The 17,497-nt window shown below is 66.5% G+C and carries 26 protein-coding genes; 22 read left to right on the forward strand and 4 right to left on the reverse strand.

The features are described from left to right. Nucleotide 1 precedes the first annotated feature (1 nt). Genes ACZK2G_RS04550 through ACZK2G_RS04625 form a run of 16 tightly spaced genes read left to right on the forward strand, consistent with a single transcriptional unit; the run spans nt 2 to nt 6,413 of the window. A complete protein-coding gene (locus tag ACZK2G_RS04550; protein WP_478474797.1) occupies nt 2-238 on the forward strand; it encodes a hypothetical protein in 237 nt (78 codons plus the stop codon). Beyond that, nucleotides 231-473 (forward strand): hypothetical protein, encoded by a 243-nt coding sequence (locus ACZK2G_RS04555; RefSeq protein ID WP_099605513.1) that lies wholly within the window; start codon nt 231-233, stop codon nt 471-473. Before ACZK2G_RS04550 ends, ACZK2G_RS04555 begins: the two co-directional genes overlap by 8 nt. Then, nucleotides 473-775, forward strand: a complete 303-nt coding sequence (locus ACZK2G_RS04560; protein ID WP_478474799.1) for a hypothetical protein — start codon at nt 473-475, stop codon at nt 773-775. The genes ACZK2G_RS04555 and ACZK2G_RS04560 overlap by 1 nt, the downstream gene beginning before the upstream one ends. 1 nt (nt 776) lies before the next feature. After that, nucleotides 777-1,166 (forward strand): hypothetical protein, encoded by a 390-nt coding sequence (locus ACZK2G_RS04565; RefSeq protein WP_478474800.1) that lies wholly within the window; start codon nt 777-779, stop codon nt 1,164-1,166. Beyond that, nucleotides 1,156-1,431, forward strand: a complete 276-nt coding sequence (locus ACZK2G_RS04570; protein ID WP_478474802.1) for a hypothetical protein — start codon at nt 1,156-1,158, stop codon at nt 1,429-1,431. Before ACZK2G_RS04565 ends, ACZK2G_RS04570 begins: the two co-directional genes overlap by 11 nt. Next, nucleotides 1,424-1,645 (forward strand): hypothetical protein, encoded by a 222-nt coding sequence (locus ACZK2G_RS04575; protein WP_478474804.1) that lies wholly within the window; start codon nt 1,424-1,426, stop codon nt 1,643-1,645. The genes ACZK2G_RS04570 and ACZK2G_RS04575 overlap by 8 nt, the downstream gene beginning before the upstream one ends. Then, nucleotides 1,642-2,121, forward strand: coding sequence for a hypothetical protein (locus ACZK2G_RS04580; RefSeq protein ID WP_478474806.1), 480 nt, complete (start codon nt 1,642-1,644; stop codon nt 2,119-2,121). The genes ACZK2G_RS04575 and ACZK2G_RS04580 overlap by 4 nt, the downstream gene beginning before the upstream one ends. After that, a complete protein-coding gene (locus ACZK2G_RS04585) occupies nt 2,121-2,375 on the forward strand; it encodes a hypothetical protein (protein ID WP_099605519.1) in 255 nt (84 codons plus the stop codon). Before ACZK2G_RS04580 ends, ACZK2G_RS04585 begins: the two co-directional genes overlap by 1 nt. Then, nucleotides 2,372-2,983 (forward strand): DUF3164 family protein, encoded by a 612-nt coding sequence (locus tag ACZK2G_RS04590; RefSeq protein WP_478474808.1) that lies wholly within the window; start codon nt 2,372-2,374, stop codon nt 2,981-2,983. The genes ACZK2G_RS04585 and ACZK2G_RS04590 overlap by 4 nt, the downstream gene beginning before the upstream one ends. After that, nucleotides 2,940-3,665, forward strand: a complete 726-nt coding sequence (locus ACZK2G_RS04595; protein WP_478474809.1) for a hypothetical protein — start codon at nt 2,940-2,942, stop codon at nt 3,663-3,665. Before ACZK2G_RS04590 ends, ACZK2G_RS04595 begins: the two co-directional genes overlap by 44 nt. Continuing rightward, nucleotides 3,665-3,910 carry a hypothetical protein gene (locus ACZK2G_RS04600; protein WP_099605522.1) on the forward strand — a complete coding sequence of 82 codons (246 nt, stop codon included), beginning with the start codon at nt 3,665-3,667 and terminating at the stop codon, nt 3,908-3,910. Before ACZK2G_RS04595 ends, ACZK2G_RS04600 begins: the two co-directional genes overlap by 1 nt. Next, a complete protein-coding gene (locus ACZK2G_RS04605) occupies nt 3,897-4,814 on the forward strand; it encodes a recombination-associated protein RdgC (protein WP_099605523.1) in 918 nt (305 codons plus the stop codon). The genes ACZK2G_RS04600 and ACZK2G_RS04605 overlap by 14 nt, the downstream gene beginning before the upstream one ends. Next, nucleotides 4,807-5,433 (forward strand): hypothetical protein, encoded by a 627-nt coding sequence (locus tag ACZK2G_RS04610; RefSeq protein ID WP_099605524.1) that lies wholly within the window; start codon nt 4,807-4,809, stop codon nt 5,431-5,433. Before ACZK2G_RS04605 ends, ACZK2G_RS04610 begins: the two co-directional genes overlap by 8 nt. After that, nucleotides 5,423-5,599, forward strand: a complete 177-nt coding sequence (locus ACZK2G_RS04615) for a hypothetical protein (protein ID WP_241900857.1) — start codon at nt 5,423-5,425, stop codon at nt 5,597-5,599. The genes ACZK2G_RS04610 and ACZK2G_RS04615 overlap by 11 nt, the downstream gene beginning before the upstream one ends. Beyond that, nucleotides 5,596-6,060, forward strand: coding sequence for a regulatory protein GemA (locus tag ACZK2G_RS04620; protein WP_242875610.1), 465 nt, complete (start codon nt 5,596-5,598; stop codon nt 6,058-6,060). The genes ACZK2G_RS04615 and ACZK2G_RS04620 overlap by 4 nt, the downstream gene beginning before the upstream one ends. Beyond that, nucleotides 6,057-6,413, forward strand: coding sequence for a Mor transcription activator family protein (locus ACZK2G_RS04625; RefSeq protein WP_158230915.1), 357 nt, complete (start codon nt 6,057-6,059; stop codon nt 6,411-6,413). The genes ACZK2G_RS04620 and ACZK2G_RS04625 overlap by 4 nt, the downstream gene beginning before the upstream one ends. 429 nt (nt 6,414-6,842) lie before the next feature. Here ACZK2G_RS04625 and ppk1 read toward each other — a convergent pair whose 3' ends face one another. The 4 genes from ppk1 to ACZK2G_RS04645 all read right to left on the reverse strand — a co-directional run bounded on the left by ppk1 (nt 6,843) and on the right by ACZK2G_RS04645 (nt 12,825). Beyond that, nucleotides 6,843-8,930, reverse strand: coding sequence for a polyphosphate kinase 1 (gene ppk1 / locus ACZK2G_RS04630; protein WP_046986953.1), 2,088 nt, complete (start codon nt 8,928-8,930; stop codon nt 6,843-6,845). 4 nt (nt 8,931-8,934) lie between these two features. Beyond that, on the reverse strand, nt 8,935-10,266 hold the full coding sequence (gene phoR, locus ACZK2G_RS04635) for a phosphate regulon sensor histidine kinase PhoR (RefSeq protein ID WP_046986954.1): 1,332 nt from the start codon (nt 10,264-10,266) through the stop codon (nt 8,935-8,937). 106 nt (nt 10,267-10,372) lie between these two features. Continuing rightward, nucleotides 10,373-11,062: a phosphate regulon transcriptional regulator PhoB gene (phoB, locus tag ACZK2G_RS04640; protein ID WP_004146035.1), complete on the reverse strand. Its 690-nt coding sequence runs from the start codon at nt 11,060-11,062 to the stop codon at nt 10,373-10,375. Nucleotides 11,063-11,178: 116 nt separating this feature from the next. Next, entirely contained in the window at nt 11,179-12,825 is a 1,647-nt protein-coding gene (locus tag ACZK2G_RS04645; protein ID WP_046986955.1) for a M48 family metalloprotease, read from the reverse strand. Between the two features lie 142 nt (nt 12,826-12,967). Here ACZK2G_RS04645 and grxC point away from each other — a divergent pair, with 142 nt between their 5' ends. The 6 genes from grxC to ACZK2G_RS04675 all read left to right on the forward strand — a co-directional run bounded on the left by grxC (nt 12,968) and on the right by ACZK2G_RS04675 (nt 17,478). Further along, on the forward strand, nt 12,968-13,258 hold the full coding sequence (grxC, locus tag ACZK2G_RS04650; protein WP_004146039.1) for a glutaredoxin 3: 291 nt from the start codon (nt 12,968-12,970) through the stop codon (nt 13,256-13,258). Then, a complete protein-coding gene (locus tag ACZK2G_RS04655; protein WP_046986956.1) occupies nt 13,255-13,647 on the forward strand; it encodes a carboxymuconolactone decarboxylase family protein in 393 nt (130 codons plus the stop codon). The genes grxC and ACZK2G_RS04655 overlap by 4 nt, the downstream gene beginning before the upstream one ends. Before the next feature lie 357 nt (nt 13,648-14,004). Further along, the gene (locus ACZK2G_RS04660; protein WP_136639746.1) at nt 14,005-15,009 is read left to right on the forward strand and encodes an isocitrate dehydrogenase; all 1,005 of its coding nucleotides are present in this window, start codon (nt 14,005-14,007) and stop codon (nt 15,007-15,009) included. A gap of 141 nt (nt 15,010-15,150) precedes the next feature. Further along, the gene (locus ACZK2G_RS04665) at nt 15,151-15,552 is read left to right on the forward strand and encodes a hypothetical protein (RefSeq protein ID WP_136639745.1); all 402 of its coding nucleotides are present in this window, start codon (nt 15,151-15,153) and stop codon (nt 15,550-15,552) included. Between the two features lie 220 nt (nt 15,553-15,772). Beyond that, complete coding sequence (locus tag ACZK2G_RS04670; protein WP_426354251.1) at nt 15,773-16,516, forward strand: cysteine hydrolase family protein; 744 nt, start codon at nt 15,773-15,775, stop codon at nt 16,514-16,516. Nucleotides 16,517-16,569: 53 nt separating this feature from the next. After that, on the forward strand, nt 16,570-17,478 hold the full coding sequence (locus ACZK2G_RS04675) for a LysR family transcriptional regulator (protein WP_253079173.1): 909 nt from the start codon (nt 16,570-16,572) through the stop codon (nt 17,476-17,478). The last annotated feature ends 19 nt before the right edge of the window (nt 17,479-17,497 follow it).

Genomic DNA, 17,497 nt, shown 5'->3' on the forward strand with positions numbered 1-17,497 from the left:
GATGGCGATCCGAACCAAAGGTTGGCCGGCGGCGGAGGCGATGGTGCGGGTGCCTCAGGGCGAAGTGTGGCCGTTCGCCACCCAGGCGATCCTGATTCCCTTCGAGATTCAGGATAAGCCGGAGCCGATCAACGTGGACATCCTCCAGGTGGTGATCGTGCCGCGCGCCAACTGGGAGCGCATCACGGCCCACGTTCCGGCTGAAGTGCTTGAGCGCGAGGGAGTGGCTCGTGACTGATCGCACCGCCACCAATGGACTGCAGTACCTACGCGGCTTCGCGCATCAACTGCTGCGCGAGGCCGAGCTGCCCGATCGGCAGGTGACGGTCATGCACCGCGACCTGTTCCGCCGCGCTGGTATCGAGTGGCGCGACGGCCAGAACATGGCCTCGCTGCTGGACAGCCTCACCCTGCAGCAGCTGCGTGCACTGGTCGACCAGCTGCGCGACGGCGATGACGACGAGGAGGAATGATGGCCGTCCCGACCCTCAAGCGCTGCCGCGGCCAAGTACGCAACCGCAAGAGCCACAGCGCCCATCCCAAGCACCGCAGGTTTGTTGGCGTGGTCGCATGCAAGCCGCTGTTTCTGGACGACGCTGCGGTGGCCACGCTGTACATGCTGGATCCGGTGACCAACTGCGAGTACGGCATCGATCTAGTGTCCGGCTATGGCATCCAGGTCACCACCTCCAGCACCAGCAACCGTTGGTACTTGGATGCCGACGGGATCGTCGACCTGGCCATCGCCGCTGGCATTGATCGGAGGGTCGACTGACATGCAGCTGGCCCTGCTACCGCAAGAGCTGTCCCCACAGACGGTGCTTTTGCAGCTGCAGGGCCGTCGTGGCGCCGTCAACGGCATCACCGCACGCGACCTGGTGCAGCAGATCACCTCACGCACCAGCACCGCCGACGAGCGCCGCCTGCGCCAGATCATCGAACAGCTGCGGCGCGAGGGGCACCCGATCTGCGCCCACCCGGCTCACGGCTACCACCTTGCCGCCAGTGCGGCCGAACTGGACCGCGCCTGCACCTTCCTGGTCGGGCGCGCCATGACCTCCCTGGAGCAGGTCAGCGCGATGAAGCGCGTTGCGCTCCCGAATCTGTACGGACAACTCGGGCTGGACAAGCCCGCTACCGACGAGGAATCCAACCATGAACCATGAACGCAATTCCGACGTGCTGTATGCCGCCGTCAACACCGCACGCGAGCTGGAGAACACCGGCATCGAGATTTTGGGCCTGCACAGCAACGGTCGCCGTGCCGTGCTGATTCTGGACCGCCCGCCAACGATGGTAGGTGGCCACCTCAAGCGCCGCCAGCCCAACGGCAGCGGCGGCCAGGACCGTGTGATGGCCGCCGAGTATCAGGGCGTGCAGCTGGAGTGGACCCAGCGTCCGCCGCTGCTGCAGGAGGTGGCACATGGCTGAGCATGCACGCTACCTGATCGTGCCCGCCGAGTGGGCCAGTGGGGACGGCTTTGCCGACTTGGAAGAAGTGCTAGGTGCGGCCGCGCTGAAGACCAAGGGCGATGGCAAGCACCGCGCCGTGGTACGCGTGGTAGCACGGGTGGATCCAGATCCGACCCCGACGGCGGTGGTCACCCGGTTCGAAGAGGGTGATGCCCCGGCGGAGGCGTCATGAGCGCCATCCCCAGCATCGCGCTGCAGCACGCCATCGCCCTGTCCCTGGGCGCCAGCGTGGTCCGCTCTGCGGATCTGATCGACCGGGTGATGGAGCATGGCTTCCAGTACCGCGGCTACGTGGCCAACGCGGTTGCCAAGGCGGTGCGGTGCGGGATGATCCTGCGCGTTGGTGACGGGTTGGCCCGCGACTACCGCCTCAACCCGGATTGGAAGATCGACCAGGCGTCGCTGGCTGCCGCGCATGCCCAGCGCGTACGCGGCACCCGGCCGGGCACGACAGGGGCGCAGAAGGCCTTGCAAGCTGCTTGCGGCTACGAAGGCCCAGTCTTCGACAAAGGCCCGCTGACGCCGTCTGTCGGCACCGTGTGCCAGTCACAAGAAGATCTGGAAGGCGAGCTGCCGCCCTACCTTGGGGGCCGCCTGGTCGATTCGCTGCACAACCACTTCGATCGCATCTTCGGCGGGGTGGAGTGATGGCACGCACCGGCCGCCAGCGCCACGACCACCTGCGCGCAATGCGCTTCGCGTTGTGGGCCCGTCTGCAGAACCCGCGCCACCTGACGCCGAAGCGTATCTCCTGCCTGCTTGGCATCTCGCTGGATGCGGCCCGCCGCTGGCGCGCCGACTGGTTCACAGCCACCAGCCCTATCCATGTCGAAGGCGTCCCCGACGTCCTTCGACCCACTCAACCGTTTGTCACCCCCGCCGCCCAAGGAGGCGCCCAATGACCTCATCCATTCCCAAAGGCTACCGCGAGGACCGCAACGGTCGGCTGGTGCCTGAGGCTCAGATCAAGCCAATCGATCTGGCCCGCGACCAGTTGGTGCTGGAGAAGATCCAGCGCGCCCTGCAGCTGCGCGAAGAGCTGCGCACCTTCAAGGCGGACACGTTCGCCGACATTGCGGCCTTCGTGCAGCTCAGTGGCGAGCAGTACGGCGCCAAGATCGGTGGCGACAAGGGCAATGTGAGCCTGTACACCTACGACGGCCGCTACAAGATCCTGCGCGCCTGCCAGGACAGCATCCAGTTCGATGAGCGCCTGCAGGCCGCCAAGGCCCTCATCGATGAATGCCTGAACGACTGGACTGAAGGCTCTCGCGCCGAACTGCGCACCTTGGTCAACAGCGCTTTCAAGGTGGGCCAGGACGGCAGCATCAAGACCGGTGAGGTGCTCTCGCTGCATCGCCTCAAGTTCGATGATCCGCGCTGGCAGCAGGCGATGAAGGCCATCAGCGACGCGGTGACTGTGGTGGGCAGCAAGACCTATGTGCGGTTCTACGAGCGCGACGCACGTGGCCAGTACCAGCCGATTTCTCTCGACGTGGCGGGGGTCTGACATGCCGAAGATCCGAGACACATGCATCTTCCGCTTCGACGGCGTTCGCGGTGCACTGAATGCCAGCACCTTGGCGCTGGCAGTGGAGATCGCCGACCGGGCTGCACGGGCTGACGTTGAGATCCACGCGACGGCCGTAAAGATGGATGGGCTGCGCTTCTTCGATGCCACCTGCGGCAACATCCAGGGCGAAGACGCGACCGCTGCTCGCTATGCCATCCGCCAGGCGGTGCGGTACATCGAAGCGCGTGGGGACGTGTTCCCTTGGCGCCTGAAGCGTCATATCTCCCAGCCGAGCCTGCTGCACTTCGAAGACCGTACCGACGTTGAGGTGGCCACCTTCGGCCCGCGCCACGCGTGCGTCAACTGCGACATGCCCACCGGCTCGGCGGAATCGCCGATGTGCGGCCCGTGCGCCCAGCAGGCGTTAGGTGCGATGGCGTCTACCACGGCTGACGCGATCCGGCGCATGGACGGGCTCTACTTCGTGTGTGGCCTGCGCGACCCGCAGACGAAGCGGAACGTGGCCACGGCCATTGCTCGCCAGGTTGGGCATGGCATGGCCGAGAAGTGCGAAGCCCAAGCACAGGCTGCGTTGGATGCCATTCTCGCGCTGCTGCTGCACCCGCCGGTGCTGGTGTGGCAGGGCCCTTGCCAAGTAGATCCCAGGAGGAATGTGTAATGGGTCAGATCCAACTTACCCGCCCCAACTGCGAGACCCTTCTTCAGGACGCGTCCACTGAACCAGGCATGCGCGCTGTGGCAGCACTCGGGGTCGCCTTCTTCGAAGTCAACGATCAGGCCGGGAAGCTCGATGGCACTCATCGGGGCATCTGTCTGAAGCTGATCTACATGTGCCAAGAGGCCATCCACACCGCCGAGCGTGAGCAGGCCGAAGAAGAGGAGGACGACGATGCTGATGCGTAACTTGGTGCTGTTCCGCTTCCCGACCAGCACCGACTTCTCCGAGGTCGAATCCGTGTTGCCGTATGGCGTGCTGAAGCCGGTCGGCCCTCTGGAAATGAACTCGCGCGGCTTCATTTCCCCCTTCGGCCGCGAGGAGCAGGAGCACCTGTCCTGCCGGCAGGGCGACTTCCTTTGGCTGACCGTGGGCGGCGAGGACAAGATCCTGCCCGGCGCGGTGGTCAACCGTGCGCTGGAGACCCGTCTTCAGGTCATGGAACAGGAACAGGGGCGTCGACCGGGTGGCCGTGAGCGCAAGCGCATGAAGGACGACATCCTGCACGAACTGCTGCCCAAGGCCTTCGTCAAGAACAGCCGCCACGACGCCATCTTGGACCTTGCCAACGGCTATGTGGCCGTGGACACCTCCAGCCGCAAGGTCGCTGAGGCTTTCGTGTCCGATATCCGTGGCCTGCTCGGCAGCTTCCCGGCAATGCCGCTGAACGCCGAAGTCGCACCGCGCTCGATCCTGACTGGCTGGATCGCTGGTGAGCCCCTGCCGGATGGCTTGTCCCTTGGGGAGTCCGCCGAGCTGCGCGATCCGGTCGAGGGGGGCGCCAAGGTGCGCTGCAGCGACCAGGAGCTGCGCAGCGACGAGATCGACAAGCACCTGGATGCCGGTAAGCAGGTCACCCGTCTGGCCCTGGTGCTGGAGGACGCGCTGTCCTTCGAGCTGGGCGATGACCTGGTGGTGCGCAAGCTGAAGTTCCTGGACGGTGCGCTCTCGCAGCTGGAGCAGGCCGATGACGACGACCGCCGCGCCGAGTTCGATGCCCGCTTCGCCTTGCAGAGCGGCGAGATCCGCCGCCTGTTCCAGGTGCTGGAACAGGCCTTCCGGCTTTCCGGTGCGGAGGTGCAGTATGGATGAGACCATCTACGACGCCGCATGGCATGCCTATAAGGCAGCACCTCGTGCCGTGGCCAATGGTCCCTCACGCTCGGCAGTGAGGGCTGCAGTGGATGCGGCCCTTGCCGCATACCAGCCGGCAAGCATGGTTGTGCCGTATGAGCGAGCACTTGACCTCGTCGAAGATGCTTATAACGCCGGCGGGCGCCGTAGTGGCTACAACCAGCAGGCACTGGACCTGCATGACGCCATCATGGGAGCCACGCCGGCCCAAAGCTGGGTAGTCGCCGACGGGCAAGGCACCCGCTGGCGGAAGTGGGGCGACTTCGGTCCCGAGTGGACAGCCGACAGGGACGAAGCGCTGCACTTCGCTCGCCGCACCGACGCCGAGGCCTTCGCCAAGGAGGATGAAAACGCATGGCTGATTCAGTCGATCTTTGTGCCGACCAAAGCCCTGGAGCGGCATCACTGTGTACCGCCGATGTGGCTGAGCGAACAGATTGGAGGCCCGCTTGATGACCTGACGCCCGGTCAGGCATGGCGCGACGGCTTCAACGAGTGCCGCGCGAGGACACTGTTGCTGATCCAGCAGGAACTGACCGAAACCGGCAGCGAAGAGGAGACCACTGATGCGCCGTGATCCGCTGACGAAGAAGAGCCAGGTCGCGGAAGTGCTCAAGGCCGGTGGCCGTATCGTGCCTGGGACCCGGCCCGGCCTGCTGCAGCTGCGGGATCATGCCGGGCAGGACGTGCCGGCATGGCAGACCGCTCTCAGCGCCGCCCAGGGCGTACGGAGCAAGGCATGACCCGCACTCGCAAGGCCGGCGACGGCCGTAACCGCGTCTTGGCCGCGATCCATGCCGGCGCCAAGAAGCTCGGCCTCTCCGACGACGTCTACCGCGACCTGGTCGAGCGCGTATCCAAGGAGCACGGGGCTGCCCAGCGCAGCGCCGGCAAGTGCGATCGCCGGCAGCTCGATGCGATCGCCAACGAGCTGCGCCGCCTGGGGGGCATTCCAGCCAAGGCGGCATATGCGGCCAAGCGCTGGGCTGGCCGCCCCAAGGGTGACCTATCCCCTCAGCTGGCCAAGATCGAGGCTCTGCTGGCCGATTCGGGGCGTGAGTGGGAATATGCACATTCGGTGGCCCGCCACATGTTCAAGGTAGGACGCCTGGAATGGTGCAACCCGGATCAGCTGTCCAAAGTGATTGCCGCTCTTCAGATCGACGCCAATCGCCGCGCCCGGCGGGAGGCTCCTTCGGCATGAAGTCGATGGAGGCCCGCCGTAACGAGCTGCTGGCCAATGCCGCTTCGGCGGCGGCTACAGCTGCGCGCGCGCTTGGCCTCGGCGATGACTTCGCGGAGCAGATCGGCGCGGTTGTTGCGGACACTCTGGCCGAAGACTGGGGCGGCCAGACGATCTACTTCCCCCAGGACGCCTCATTCAAGCTCAGCCCCCGCGAGCGTGAGATACTGGACGCCCATCGCAATGGGGCTACCGTTCCAGGCTTGGCGAAGCGATACAGAATGTCTGAGCAAGGGATCCGCAAGCTGCTTGCTAGGGCGAACTTCCGGGACCGAAACCTCAATCAGATGAGCCTGTTCCGCTCAGCGCCCTGATTGCACCAGGCGCAATGGCTTTTCATATCGATCCGCCATTGCCAGCCTTCTTCCGGGTTCTTCCGGCTAGATATCTCGCAGCCCCCCCTGATATATCTCACCCCTGAACAGGATGGCGGGGTGGGTCCGGTTGCGGGGGCGCTGCAAGTACGTCGATGTAAGCTCGATCGCCGCTTGCTCGTGTGCGCAGTCCTGCGCACACGGCAAGACCGGGGTTGGGCGTCCTGCCCAACCCGCCCGAGGCATGCCTCGGGCCCATGCGGCTCACGCCCCCGCAACCGGACCCACCCCGCCTTCGACAGTTCTCTGCGATCTGCCGGGACGGCGTTCTGCGCGACTGTTGGTGGGTGTCGACCTTGGTCGACACGGTAGATCCACGCCATGCGTGGATGAATCCAAACGTGCCGACCAAGGTCGGCACCTACCGGGTCAGAGCCCCTGCATCAATGCCATCTGCGCAGAATGCGGGGCTTCGTCGTGGGCCGGGGTGCGCTTGTGGTAGATACCGTCGGCGTCCAGGTCCCAGGCGTTGAGATTGTCATCGAGGTAGTTCTGCAGGACCTCGCGGTACACCCGCTTGGCCAGTCCCGGGTCGAGGATCGGGAAGCAGGTCTCGACCCGACGCAGCAGGTTGCGTTCCAGCCAGTCGGCGCTGGCGCAGTAAAGCTCCGGTGCACCGTCGTTGCCGAACCAGTACACGCGGCTGTGCTCGAGGAAGCGGCCGACGATCGAGCGCACGCGGATGTTGTCCGACACGCCCGGCACGCCGGGGCGCAGGGTGCAGGCTCCACGGATGATCAGGTCGATCTGCACACCGGCCTGCGAGGCGGCGTACAGCGCGCGCACCACCTGCGGTTCGTTCAGTGCGTTCATCTTGGCGATGATCCGCGCCGGGCGCCCGGCAGCCGCGATGCGCGTTTCGCGTTCGATGCGGCCGAGGATGCCGGTGTGCAGGGTGAAGGGCGACTGCAGCAGGCGCTTGAGTTTCATCTTCGAGGCCAGCCCGGACAGCTGCTGGAACAGCAGGTGCACGTCGTTGCCGATGTCCGCGTCGGCGGTGATCAGGCTGATGTCGGTGTACGCCCGGGCAGTGCCGCTGTGGTAGTTGCCGGTGCCCAGGTGCACGTAGCGGCGCAGCTTGCGGCCCTCGCGGCGCACGATCAGCAGCATCTTGGCGTGCGTCTTGTAGCCGACCACGCCATACACCACCTGCACGCCGGCTTCCTGCAGGCGATCGGCCAGGCCGAGGTTGGCCTCTTCATCGAAACGGGCGCGCAGCTCGACCACCACGGTCACGTCCTTGCCGTTGCGTGCGGCCTGGATCAGTGCGTCCACGATCAGCGAATCCTTGCCGGTGCGGTACAGGGTCTGCTTGATCGCCAGCACGTTGGGGTCGATCGCCGCCTGCCTGATCAGGTCAAGCACGGCGGTGAAGGCATCGAACGGGTGGTGCAGCAGCAGGTCCTGGCGGGCCGTGGTCTCGAAGATGCCGTCGCTGTCGCGCAACGTGCGCGGGGTCATCGGCGGGTACTTCAGGTCGGGCTGTGCGATCAGGTCGTACAGCTGGATGATGCGGTTGAGGTTGACCGGGCCGTCAATGCGGTACACCGCGTTCTCGGTCAGGCCGAAATTCTGCAGCAGGGTGCGCACGATCTCGCGCGGCATGTCATGGGCGATCTCCAGCCGCACCGCCGGGCGGTAGCCACGGTCGACCAGCTCATCGCGCAGGGCCAGCGCCAGGTTCTCCACTTCTTCCTCGTCCACCACCAGCTCGGAGTTGCGCGTGACGCGGAACTGGTAGGCGCCCTGGACTTCCAGGCCAGGGAACAGCTCGTCGACGAAGGTGGACAGCACCGAGGACAGGAACACGAAGTTCTGCGGCCCGCCGAGCTTCTCCGGCAGCTGGATGATGCGCGGCAGCGAGCGCGGCGCGCGCACGATGGCGAGGTGGCCTGTGCGGCCGAACGCATCGGTACCCTTCAGCACCACCACGATGTTCAGCGACTTGTTGAGGATCTTCGGGAACGGGTGCACCGGGTCCAGGCCCAGCGGTGACAGCACCGGCATGATCTCGTTGCGGAAGTACGCGCGCAGCCAGCGCTTCTGGCGGTGCGTCCAGGAGTGACGGCCGAGCACGCCGATGCCGGCCTCCATCAATGCCGGGCGCAGTGTCTGGTTCCAGCAGCGGTATTGCTGGTCCACCAGTTCCGCGGCGCGGTCGTGGATGGCGTTGAGGATGGCCTGCGGGCTCATTCCATCCGGCGCCGGTGGCAGGCCGAATTCCTGCGCATGGCGCACCGCGGCGGCGCGGATCTCGAAGAACTCGTCGAGGTTGGTGCAGGAGATGCACATGAAGCGCAGGCGCTCCAGCAGCGGCACCTGCGGGTCCATCGCCTGCGCCAGCACACGGAAGTTGAAATCCAGCTGAGACAGTTCGCGGTTGATGTACAGCGCCGGGTCGCGCAACGGATCGTTGTCCGGGCTCACGGGGAGGGGGAGGGATCCGAGGCTGCTCATGGCGTCATTCTTCGATGGAGGTCAGGGGGGCGGACTCGCGCGGGCGCACGTGGTCGGCATCGAAATGGCAGGAGAACACCGAGCCCTTGCCGACTTCGCTTTCAATCTCCAGCCGTGCGTGATGCAGGCCGAGGATGTGCTTGACGATGGACAGGCCCAGGCCGGTACCGCCGCTTTCGCGCGAACGGCTGCTGGAGACACGGTAGAAGCGTTCGGTCAGGCGCGGCAGGTGGCTGGCCGGGATGCCATAGCCGGAGTCGCGTACCGCCAGCACCGCGCCATCGCCTTCGCGACGGAACTCGACCGCGATGCGGCCCTCGGCCGGGGTGTAGCGCACGGCATTGGTGACCAGGTTGGAGAACGCGCTGTGCAGTTCCTTGGTCGAGCCCTGCAGGTCGACGCCGGCCAGGTCGTCGATGCTGATCTGGTGGCGGCCCTGGCTGTGCGCTTCGGCCTCGCGGCGCAGCGTCGCCAGCATCGGCTGCATCGCCACGGTCTCCTCCTCGCTGTGCTCCTGCGACTCCAGCCTCGACAGGGTCAACAGGTCTTCCACCAGCTGGGCCATGCGCTGGCTCTGCTTGCGCATTTCTTCCAGCATCGGTCCGGTTCCCGGGAAATCTTCCGGGTCCATCATGTCCAGGTAGCCGTGGACCACGGTGAGCGGCGTGCGCAGCTCATGTGAAACGTTGGCCACGAAATCGCGGCGCACCTGTTCCAGGCGCAGCAGCTTGCTGACGTCGCGGGCGATCAGCAGCCAGTAATCCGACGAATAGGGAATCAGGCGCAGGTTGAGGCGGATTGCCGGATCGACCGGCGAGGGAACATCCAGGATCGGCTCGGCATTGCGGCCGCCGGCCAGCCAGTGCGCCAGCGGCATCGGCTGCAGGCGCTCAACCAGCGCCTCACCCAGGTCGCCGGGATGGTGCAGGCCGAGCAGGGCGGTGGCGGCCTCGTTGAACCACTGCACACGCTGGCTGTTGCGATCCAGCACCACCACCGCATCGGGAAGCGCGGCGGCCGCGGCGCGATAGCTGCGCAGCATGTCCAGCAGGCGGCGCTTGCGCACGCGCATCTCCACCTGGTTGCGGTACAGCAGGCGATCCAGCTCGTTCCAGACGCCGGTGCCTTCCTCGGCGGTGTCCCAGCGCTGGCGCGCGGTCAGCCGGCGCAGCACGGTTCGCAGGCGCCAGTAGTGCCAGGTGAGGGTCGCCAGCGCGCCCAGTGCGATGCACAACCACAGGTGGCCCGTGAACCACCCCACCAGTCCGGAGAACAGCAGTACCGCGGCGACAGTGGCCAGGGTCTTCAACCAGGCAGAGCGGATGTGGCGGGGCATTGCGATCTCGTCGTTGAAGTGCGGCGGTTCACTGGGGTGAACCGAGGGTTATAGCAGAGTTGCCGGTGCCGGCACCCGCGGGTGCGCGGCGCCGGCACGACGAGACTCAGGTGGACGTGGAGAAGCGATAACCAGCGCCGCGCACGGTCTGCACCATGTTCTCGGCGTTGAACGGTTCCAGCGTCTTGCGCAGGCGGCGGATGTGCACGTCGATGGTGCGCTCTTCCACGTACACGCTGCCGCCCCATACATGGTCCAGCAGCTGGGCGCGGGTGTAGACGCGTTCCGGATGGGTCATGAAGAAGTGCAGCAGCCGGTATTCGGTCGGGCCGATCGGCACCGGCTGGTCGTTGGCGAACACGCGGTGGGCGGCGCCGTCGATGCGGATCGGGCCGACCGCGACGCTGCCGTCCTCGTCGTCCTCGCGGGCACGGCGCATGACCGCGCGGATGCGGGCCAGCAGTTCGCGCGCCGAGAATGGTTTGACCACGTAGTCGTCAACGCCGGCTTCGAGGCCACCGACGCGGTCGTTCTCTTCGCCACGGGCAGTCAGCATGATGATCGGCACTTCGCGGGTCAGGGTCTCCTTGCGCCAGCGGCGGGCAAGGTCCAGGCCGCTGGTGCCGGGCAGCATCCAGTCCAGCAGGATCAGGTCCGGAACGCGATCGGCGATCGCGGTCTGGGCCTCGCGGGCGTCGCCGGCGTGGACCGGTTCGTAATCGCCCTTGCGCAGGGCGAAGGCGACCATTTCACGGATCGCGGGCTCGTCGTCGACGATCAGGATGCGTTTCTGCACGAGGACACCGTAGGGCTCGGTTACTGGAGTGGTGCCAGTAGACTACGGTTTGATGACATGTTTGTGACCAACCGGCCGGAACCCGCGCTCAGTGCCATCGGCCGGTCATGCAGCGCTCAGCGGCGGTCCAGATCGGGGTCCTGCACGCCCTGCCGGCGCAGTTCCAGCACGGTGGGGGTGATCGCTTCGATGCGCGCGTCCACCCGGGCCCGCCCCACATAGTCCAGCGCCGGATTGCGCTTGAGCGCCTGCAGCTGCATCAGCGACTGTTCCGGCCGCCCGCTGAGGAACGCTGCCTCGGCATAGGCCTCGCTGGCCCGCACGCTGTCACCGGCCAGTTCGCTGGCGCGGGCGTAACGCTGCTGGAAGACCGGATCGTTACCACTTTGCGACAGCAGAGGCCGCAACATGGCCTGAGCGCGCTGGCCGGCCTCGCGGTTGCCCTGTTCGTTCAGGATTTCGGCATAGGTCAGCGCCACCGGGCGGCTGTTGGGGTGTTCGCGCAGCAGCTGCTCGAAGCGGCTGTTGGCCTGGGCGGTCTGCCCGGCGCGCAGTTCGGCCTCACCCAGCGCCAGCGCCAGCCACAGGTTGTCCTGGCGGGTCTGCAGCAGGCCCGCCAGCGTCTGCCGGGCCTGCGTGGCGCCGCTGCGGCCGCCGCGCATCATGGCCAGGGCCTGGCCATAGCGCTGGGCATCGTTGAGGCCGTCCTTCTGGCGTTTGGCCATGTCCGCATACTCGCGCTCCAGCTCAGCGGTGGAATCCGCGCTGAGCACGCGCAGGCGCTCGCGTGCCCAATCGAAGTCGCCGCTGGCGCCACGGCTGAGCTGGCCCATCGGAATGCGCAGCACGCTGCTGGGCAGCAACGGGTTGTTTCCACGCAGCAGCGGTTCGGCCAGGCTTGGATCGGCCGGGTCCACCCGTTCCTTGCGCTCGCCGCTGGGGGTACTGGTGGTCAGCAGCACCGTGTCCTTCTTCATCTGGTCGGCGCGGGCCTTGGCTTCGCTGATGCGGGTGATGTTGACCGGGTGCGTGCGCAGGAACTCGGGGACGCTGTAGCCGCCCTCGTTGCCGCGCATTGCTGCGGACATCCTCTCGAAGAAGCCGGCCATCGCATCCACGTCGTAGCCGCTGCGCGCCAGCGTGCGGATGCCGAGGCGGTCGGCCTCGGACTCGTTGGAGCGGGTGTAGTTGATCTGGCGCTGCTGCATCAGGCCCATGCCCGAGCTGATCGCGGCCATGGTCGCGTTGCCCGAGGAGGTGCTGTTGCTGGCCTGGGCGGCCACTACGGCCGCCAGCATGCCGAGCAGGATCGGGATCTGGTCGCGCTGCGCGCGCTCGACCCCGCGCAGCACGTGCTGCTGGGTGACGTGGGCGATTTCGTGGGACAGCACGGCGGCCACTTCGTCTTCGCGTTCGGCCGTCAGCACCAGGCCGGCATTGACCCCGATGTAGCCGCCCAGGGTGGCGAAGGCATTGATCTGCCGGTCCTTCATGACGAAGAAGGTGTAGGGCTGGCGTGGCTGGTCACTGTTGGAGCCGAGCCGGGTGCCCATGGTCTGCAGCCAGTCGTTGACCAGCGGATCGTCCAGCAGGTAGCCGTAGTTGCGCAGCTCGCGCAGCATCATCGCGCCGTACTCGGCCTGGCGCGCCGGGGTCAGCAGCTCGCCGGCCGAGGAGCCGATGTCGGGCAGCTTCTCCTGGGCCTGGGCCAACGGCATGGCCAGGGCCAGGGTGACGGCGGTAGTCAGCAGCAGGGCTCGCAAGCAGAAGGTCCTCGGGCGGGGCGCACCAAGCGTGGCAGGGCAGGGGGCAACCATTCGTTAATCCACAGTGTTGCGGCCGTGGCGTGGAAATTCCAGCGCACCGGTACCATATATGGACCGTCGATCCATCGTGGAGTTTCCCGTGACAGCCCAGACCGCCGGCGGTGCCCCCGCCATCACCATCTATTCCACCGCCGTCTGCCCGTACTGCGTAGCCGCCAAGAACTTCCTGAAGAGCAAGGGACAGCAGTGGACCGAGGTCCGCATCGACCTGGATCCGGTCGAGCGCGAGAAGATGATGGCCAGGACCCGCCGTACCAGCGTGCCGCAAATCTTCGTCGGCGACGTCCACGTGGGCGGCTACGACGACATGATGGCCCTGCACCGTGAAGGCAAGCTCGAGCCGCTGCTGGCCGGGCAGGGCCAGGCATGAGCGCGGCCGACGACGGCAGCAAGGACCGCATCGCCGAGTTCACCGACTTCCGCAAGCGCATGAACGAGCGCATCCTGGGCGAACCGAACCAGGTGGTGCGGCGCTTCTTCGCGCTGGACACGCAGACCTACCAGGCCGGCGCGCTGGATGTGAAGACCAAGGAGCTGCTGGGCCTGGTGGCCTCGATGGTGCTGCGCTGCGACGACTGCATCAGCTACCACGTAGCCCAGTGCAAGGATGCCGGGGTGACCCGCGAAGAGTTCTTCGAGACCTTCTCGGTCGGCCTGGTGGTCGGCGGTTCCATCGTCATCCCGCACCTGCGCCGAGCGGTCGACTTCCTCGACCAGCTCGAAGGCGGTGCTGCCGCCCCCGAAGCGCACGAGCACTGAGCCTGGCGGGGGCCGGGAACCGGGCCCTGTGGCCCTCCCGGTAGTGCCGGCCGCTGGCCGGCATCCCGTTAACCCGACATGGCCGAGGTTGCCGGCCAGCGGCCGGCACTACCGCACCGGCGAGGGGCCTTTCCCGCGATCCAACAACCCAGGAGCCCCTTCTTGTTGGAGGGGCGCGCCGAAGGCGGGGGTAGAGGAGGAACGCGTGGGCAATTCTGCCTGAGCCGGGGAGTGGGACCATGGTCTATTTGGGACCTCGGCCCCGGCTCAGGCATAATTGCGGGTGAAACTTCCTTTGCGCCGGCGTTTCCGGGCACGTCCGGACGGCGTTTTTCCCCCTGTTCGGAACATCGATCAATGACGCAGAAAATTACGGTCATCCGCGGCGACGGCATTGGCCCGGAAATCATGGACGCCACCCTGTACGTGCTCGACCAGCTCAAGACTGGCCTGGAGTACGAAGACGCCGACGCCGGCCTGGTGGCCCTGGAAAAGCACGGCGACCTGATGCCGGCGGTGACCCTGGAATCGATCGCGCGCAACAAGGTCGCGCTGAAGAGCCCGCTGACCACCCCGGTCGGTGGTGGCTTCACCTCGATCAACGTCAGCCTGCGCCGCCACTTCGACCTGTACGCCAACGTGCGTCCGGCCCATACCTTCCCGAACACCAAGTCGCGTTTCGACAACGTCGACCTGATCACCGTTCGTGAGAACACCGAAGGCGCCTACCTGGCTGAAGGCCAGGAAGTGTCGGCCGATGGCGAGACCGCCTTCTCCGGCACCCGCATCACCCGCAAGGGCTCTGAGCGCATCGTGCGCTATGCCTTCGAGCTGGCCCGCAGTGTCGGCCGCAAGAAGGTCACCGCGGTGCACAAGGCCAACATCATCAAGTCGACCTCGGGCCTGTTCCTGAACGTCGCCCGTGAAGTCGCCGCCCAGTACCCGGACATCGAATTCCAGGAAATGATCGTCGACAACTGCTGCATGCAGCTGGTGATGCGTCCGGAACAGTTCGACGTGATCGTCACCACCAACCTGTTCGGCGACATCATCTCCGACCTGTGTGCCGGCCTGGTGGGCGGCCTGGGCCTGGCCCCGGGTGCCAACATCGGCAAGGACGCGGCAATCTTCGAGGCCGTGCACGGCACCGCGCCGGATATCGCCGGCCAGGGCAAGGCCAATCCGTGCGCGCTGCTGCTGGCAGCCGCGCAGATGCTGGACCATATCGGCCAGCCGGAAAACGCCGAGCGCCTGCGCAAGGCCATCGTGGCCACCATGGAAGCCAAGGATTCGCTGACCGGCGACCTCGGCGGCACTGGCAACACGATGGGCTTCGCCAAGGCGATCGCCAGCCGCCTGTAAGCGGTCTGGATGTGCACAGCGGGACGCGGCACGCGACTCCCGATGTGCACCGATACCGATGCATGCAATGCGCGACAGGCCCGTTGAAGCGGGCCTGTCTGCGTTTTCGCTCCTCAACTGCTACGGGCGCAGGAGTCCTGCATGTCCTCTACGACCTGGTGGGTCCTCGTCGCCGTTGCGATCTATATGCTCGGTGTGGCTGTGTACTCCGTTTACTTCTGGCCCGCCTCGCGCGCGCAACGCGCATTGTCCCGCCTGAGCCGCGAGGGAGCGCCGCTGCGCCGGCTCACGCCGAGTGAGGCGCGCTGGATGCAGGTGTTCGCTGTTCCTGCCGATTCCCCGGTGTATTCGCTGCACGGGCCGTACGTGTTGCTCACCTGGGGAAGTATGAGCGGGCCGCAGCAACTGCACACCCTGGCCGGCGTGCCGGTGAAGTTCGCGTCCGGCCAGGAGCAGGCCTTGCGTGCTGGCGACAACAACGCCGAGGTCGTAGTCGGCAGTCAGCATGCTTGGGTGCTGCGCCTGAACGGCACTGCGGTGTAGTCACGTGCTTTTGACCAGTAGCGCACCCTCGCTACGCCTTCTGGCTGGCCCGCAGCACCGGCGGAGAAGTGTTCACCAAGGTGCACAAGACCAACAGCATGACGTTCCAGGGGTTTCTTTCTGTGCAAGAAACGCACAGATCATGTGCGCTTTCCTGGCTGGTCCGTGCATGCCGCGTTCCGCATCCTGTGTCCACTTTCCAGCGCACAGGAGCGCGACGATGAACCTCAATACCTTTGGCCTGGCCAGTCTGATCGGCATGGCGACCCTGTCCCCGCTGGCCGCCGCCGAGCCGGCGCATCCCACCATCCGGCATATGGCGGGCGCACCGGTCGCGACCTCGTTGGATGCGGCCAGGACCGCCGTGCTGGTGATCGACTTCCAGAACGAGTACTTCGATGCCAGTGCCGCCTCGGGCTTTGCCGGTGGCCGCATGGTCATCCCCGATGGCGTGGCGGCGCTGCGCCAGGCGAAGCGGGTGGTCGAATTTGCCGATGCCCAAGGCATCCGCGTGATCCACGTGCAGCATGTGCTGCCGGCCGGCGCGCCGCTGTTCGCGCAGGGCAGCGTCAACGCCGCCTTCCATCGTGATCTGCAGCCGCGCCAGGGCGAGACCGTGGTGCAGAAGGACAACGTCAGCGTGTTCGCCGGTGACTCGGCGGCCGTGCTCGACCAGGTGCTGAAGGATGCCGGCATCGACACCCTGATCGTCACTGGCCTGCAGACCCATGCCTGCGTGGCCGGTGCCGCCCGCGATGCCGCAGCCGCACCGCGTGGTTACCGGGTGATCGTGTCATCCGATGCAACCGCCAGTCGCGACCTGGACCTGGCCGGTGGCCAGCGCATCGGTCATCGCGCGCTGCATGACGCCTCGCTGGCGCAGATCGAAGACACCTTCGGCGATGTCATGAGTACCGACGCGATCCTGGCGCTGCCGGTGCACAAGGCCGGCGACCGCGCTTGATAAGCTGGTGGGGCCCGCATGCCGTGGGCCCCGACACGTGGAGCCGCCCGCCGATGGATCACTTCGCCGCCCTGCGTGCGCTGCGCGCCATCGTCGACGCAGGCAGCTTCACTGCTGCCGCCGAGCGCCTGGGTACCACCCATTCGGCGATGTCGCGGCAACTGCGGCAGCTGGAAGAACACCTGCAGGTGCGCCTGCTCGATCGCAACAGCCGCCGGCTGTCGCTGACCGAAGCCGGGCGCGATTACTACCGGGAAGCGGCAGCGCTGCTGGATCGGCTGCAGGAAGCGGACGAGCATGCGCGTGCCGGCCAGGCACAGCCCAGTGGCACGCTGCGGATCAGCGTGCCGCAGGTGGTTGCCAGCCAGGAGTTGCCGCACTGGCTGCCCTCATTCCTTCAGCGCTACCCGCAGGTGACGCTGGATCTTTCTGCCGATGACCAGCTGGTCGACGTGGTCGGCGGCGGCTTCGACCTGGCGCTGCGCATCGCGGCTTCGTTGCCGGACAGCCAGTTGGTCGCGCGCGAACTGGCCAGTTGTCCACGCATCCTGGTGGCGGCGCCTGCTTACCTGGCCCGGCACGGCCTGCCACGGCAGGCCGCGGACCTGCGGCAGCACACCCTGCTGGGCTTCAGTCCTACGCCTGCGATGTCGCCATGGCAGTTGCAGGGGCCGCGCGGTGCCAGCGCCAGCATCGAGGCCGGCCAGCGTCTGCGCGTGGATGCCACGCCGGCGCTGCATGCCGCCGCGTTGGCCGGCATGGGCATCAGCCTGTTCACTGCGCTCACCGTGCAGGAAGACCTGCGCGCCGGTCGACTGATCCGCGTGTTGCCAGCGTGGCATGCAGGCCAGCGCCGCTACTTCGCGCTCTATCCGCATGCCAGGGCACTCGCCCCCAAGGTGCGCGCGCTGGTCGAGCACCTCGCCGCGCACTACGCTGCACAGATCGGCGCAGCAGGTTAGCCGCGCGGTCATAGCGAGG

The organism is Stenotrophomonas sp. 107298_Sma, assembly GCF_056480345.1.